General features: G+C 74.1%; 2 protein-coding genes. Both read left to right on the top strand.

The features are described from left to right. On the top strand, positions 1–996 hold a 996-nt coding region (locus tag HMPREF3159_RS06895; RefSeq protein ID WP_371441698.1), incomplete at its 5' end, for a MinD/ParA family ATP-binding protein. Positions 997–1,188: 192 nt separating this feature from the next. Then, positions 1,189–4,329, top strand: a complete 3,141-nt coding sequence (locus HMPREF3159_RS06890) for a DEAD/DEAH box helicase (RefSeq protein WP_070500312.1) — start codon at positions 1,189–1,191, stop codon at positions 4,327–4,329. The last annotated feature ends 115 nt before the right edge of the window (positions 4,330–4,444 follow it).

The following is a 4,444-nucleotide window of genomic DNA, read 5'->3' as shown; positions in this document are numbered from 1 at the left end:
GCAGCGACCGCCCCGGCGGCGAAGCGGCCGCTGCCCTCGCGCGCGACGGTGCCCGCCGACGGCCGCCCCACCCTGCAGGACCTGCAGTCCTCGACCGCGAAGCACCAGAAGGTGAAGGCCACCCGCGGGTTCCGCGGCTTCATCACGCGCGCCACCGGCGGGGCGATCTCCCCCGGGCCCGGGAAGAAGGAGCGCCTGGAGATCGAGCGTCTGGAGCGGATCCGTCGTCCCCTGGACGGGCCGCGGAACATCGCGGTGGTGAACCTCAAGGGCGGCGCCCACAAGACCACCGCCTCGCTCATGATCGCCGCGACCCTCGGCGTGGCCCGCGGCGGCAACGTCCTGGCCTGGGACAACAACGAGACCCGCGGCACCCTCGGCTGGCGCGGCGTGCCCACCGAGCACCACCGCACGGCCGTGGACCTGCTGCACGACATCGAGACGCTCCGCTCCCCCTCGGCGAGCAGCGCGGACCTCGACCCGTACGTCCGGCCCCAGGGCGAGATGCGCTTCGACATCCTCGCCTCCGACGAGGACCCGGGCTCGGCCGCGCTGATCGACGACCGCGCCTTCGGCGAGCTCGACGAGGCGCTCTCGCGCTTCTACCGCATCAAGGTGATCGACACCGGCAACAACGTGCGCGCCTCGAACTGGCTGGCCGCCGTGAAGAGCGCCGATCAGCTGGTGATCATCTCGACCGTCCGGGAGGACACCTTCAACGCCGCGGCCTGGATGATCGACGAGCTGCGCGCGACGGGACTGGGCGAGCAGGTCGACCACGCGGTGACGATCCTGTCCCACTCCTCCAAGGGGAGGTTCGACCCGACGCTGCGCTCGCGCCTGCTCGCGCACTTCGGCGCGCACACCCGCGCGGTCGCCGAGGTGCCCTACGAGCAGCAGTTCGTCGACGGCACCCACCTGGACTGGAACCGGGTCTCCAAGGGCACCAAGAAGGCCTGGCTGGACGCGACCGCGCTCATCGTCGACGGGCTGTGAGCCGTCGGGCTGTGAACGGGCGGGCTGTGAACGGGCGGGCCGCGAGCAGGTCGGCCGAGCGCGGACGGGCCGTGCCGGGGACGTGCCCGCGGCCGTCCGGACCTCTCCTCCCCAGCGTCCCGCCCCGCGCGGCCGTCCACAGCGCGGCGCCGACCGGTCCGTCCGTCGGCGCCGACGCCTAGGGTGGGCGCCATGCCCGATCGCCGCCTCCACCTCGTCGTCGACGAGGACCTCGGGCCCGCGCTGTGGGTGGCCGAGCAGACCGGCCCGCGCCGCTCCCGCGCCCTGGAGGACCTCGCCGGCCTGCGCGCCGACGCCCCCGCCGCGATCGCCGCAGCGCTCGAGGACGCCCCCGACCAGCTGCGCCACCGCGTGCGGATCCCCGGTAAGGACGGGGACCGTCGCCTGCCCGCCCTGCCGCTGTCCGGCACGGGCCTGACGGGCCTGGTCGGCGCCGCGACCGCCCTGCTCGAGGCACGCTTCGAGGACGGGCTGACGGACCGGCTGGCCGAGCTGCTCGCCGACGGGACCGCCGCCCGCCTCGCCGACTCCCTGATCGCGATGCCGAACCTTCTGGCCGCCTGCGTGCTGGACCTCCGCGCCCAGGAGCTGCTCGCCGCACGGCACCTGCGCGCCCGCGCGACCGAGCGCTACGGCCGGCCCGTCATGCAGTGGCGCGCCCCCGATCCCGAGTCGCCGCCGCTGCTGCACGCCCTGGTCGACGGGCACGCCCGCACCGCCTTCGCCGAGCACCTGCGCAGCGCCCCGCCGCCGTCCGCCGATCCGACCGGGGTGCTGTGGGCGCTGGCCGACGACGGCGAGCTGCGCGCCGACCTGCCCGCCCAGCGCCGCCTCACCACCGCCTTCGACGCCTTCGTCGACTCCGGCCGCCCCGGCGTGCGGCTCGGCCCCGGGGACAGCGAGCTGGTGGTGCGACTGTTCCAGCCGCCGGTCGGCACGGCCTGGCCGCTGCAGACCTGCCTGCGCGAGGACGACGGGACCGTCCACCCCGTCGCGGATCTCCGCGCCGTCGGCGACCTCACCGCCGCCGGCGCCGCCGAGGCCTCCGCCGCCGTGCTGCGGCTGGCCCCCACCGTGCGCACCGCCGCCGTGGACGACACCGGCGTGGACTGGCTGCTGACCACCGAGGAGGCTTCCGCCTTCCTCGCCCTGGACACCCCCGCGCTCGAGCAGGCCGGGGTGACGGTGCTGCTGCCCCGCGACTGGACCGCCCAGCGCACCACCCTGCGCCCCCAGGAGGCCGAGGAGGAGCCCGGCCAGCGCAAGGGCTCCGGGGTGGGGCTCGGGGCGATGGCGTCCTTCCGCTGGCGGGTCGCCGTCGGCGAGACCGAGCTCACCGAGGAGGAGATCGCGCAGATCCGCGAGGCGCAGGCCGAGATCGTGCAGCTGCGCGGCCAGTGGGTGCGCCTGGACCCCACCACCCTCCGCGCCGCCGAGCGGTTCCTCGACGCGTTCAGCCGCCGCACCCGCAGCAACCGGCTCGCCGCCGGCGAGGACGGCCAGGGGCAGGAGGGGCACCGCGAGGAGGCGGAGCGAGCCCGCGACGCCCGGCGAAGGCCGGATTGCCCCGCCGCACCGGCGCTGCCGCCGCCCGCACCGGTCCCCGCCGAGATGGAGGGGCGTGCGCCGTGGATCGAGATGTTCTCGATGATCCTCTCCCCCGAGGTCGCCGACGTCGACTTCGGGATGTCCGCCCTGGTCTCCGGCGGCAGCAGGGGCCTCGCCCGGCTGCTGCCCGGCGCAGAGGGCCCCTACCCCTATCCGCAGCCCGAGACGCTGCAGGCCACGCTGCGGCCCTACCAGCTCGACGGGCTGAACTGGCTGTGGGCACTGGATACGCAGTCCCTCGGCGGGATCCTCGCCGACGACATGGGGCTCGGCAAGACGATGCAGGTCCTCGCACTGCTGTGCCGGGAGCGGGAGGGGGTGCGCATGGAGCGCCTGGTGGACAGCCCGCTCACGGACCGACGCGAGATCCCGCCCATGCCCGTCGGCCCCACCCTGCTGGTGTGCCCGATGTCCGTGGTCGGGGCGTGGCAGCGCGAGGCGGAGAAGTTCGCGCCCTATCTCTCGGTGCACGTGCACCACGGCGGGGACCGGCTGCGGGACGAGTCCTTCGTCGACGGCGCCTCCGACCTCGACCTCGTGATCACCACCTATTCGCTGCTGGCCCGGGACCTGCCGCTGCTGCAGGCCGTGCCCTGGCACCGGATCGTGTTCGACGAGGCCCAGCACGTGAAGACCCCCGGCACCCAGGTCACCCAGGCCGCCCGCGCGCTGCAGGCCCCGCACCGCCTGGCGATGACCGGCACCCCGGTCGAGAACCGCCTCGGCGACCTGCACTCCCTGATGGAGGCGGTGAACCCGGGCCTGCTGGGCAGCGCGGCGAGCTTCCAGGAGCGGATCGCCACCCCGATCGAGCAGGACGGCGACGCGAGCGCGATCAGCCGCGTGCGCTTCGTGACCTCGCCGTTCATCCTGCGACGGGTGAAGACGGATCGCTCGATCATCCAGGACCTGCCCGAGAAGATCGAGCTGCAGCGGGTGGTGAACCTGACCCCCGAGCAGGCCGGGCTCTACGAGGCGATCGTGAACGAGCTGATGGTCCAGCTCGACGGGGCCGAGCAGAACAAGCGGCGCACCCTCGTGGTCTCCGCGATCACCCGGCTGAAACAGGTGTGCAACCACCCCGCCCACTATCTCGGGGACGGCTCGCCGCTGGTGCGCGGCGGCGAGCACCGCTCGGGCAAGCTGGATCTGGTGGACGACCTGCTCACCTCCGCCTTCGAGAAGGGCGAGAAGGCGCTGCTGTTCACGCAGTTCACCACCTTCGGGCACCTGCTGGTCCCCTACTGGACCGAGCGCTTCGCCGAGCTCGGCATCGACTCGGTGCCCTTCCTCCACGGCGGGGTCGCCAAGCGCGACCGGGACGCGATGGTCGCCGAGTTCCAGGAGCAGCGGGACCGGCCGGGGCTGATGCTGCTGAGCCTGCGCGCCGGCGGCACGGGCCTGACCCTCACGGCCGCGAACCATGTGGTGCACCTGGACCGCTGGTGGAACCCGGCGGTGGAGAACCAGGCCACCGACCGTGCCTTCCGGATCGGCCAGCGCCGCGACGTCACCGTGAACACGGTGGTCAGCGCCGGGACGGTCGAGGAGAAGATCGACACCGTGCTCGAGGACAAACAGGCCCTGGCCGACCTCACGGTGGGTCACGGGGAGGACTGGCTCGCCCAGCTCGACGACGACCGCCTGCTGGACCTGCTCTCCCTGGACGAGACGGACGAGGACCGAGGGGAGGGGACCCGATGAGCATCCAGCTGCGCTCACGCCGGGGACCGATCGGCACGGCGTGGCAGGCGATCGCCCTGCGCGAGGCCGCCGAGCGGCTGCTCGGTCCGGGCAGGGCCGGCCGCGGCCGCACCGA

Source organism: Brachybacterium sp. HMSC06H03 (assembly GCF_001807385.1).
GTDB lineage: Bacteria > Actinomycetota > Actinomycetes > Actinomycetales > Dermabacteraceae > Brachybacterium > Brachybacterium conglomeratum.
This window is presented reverse-complemented; position numbering and strand designations above follow the sequence as displayed.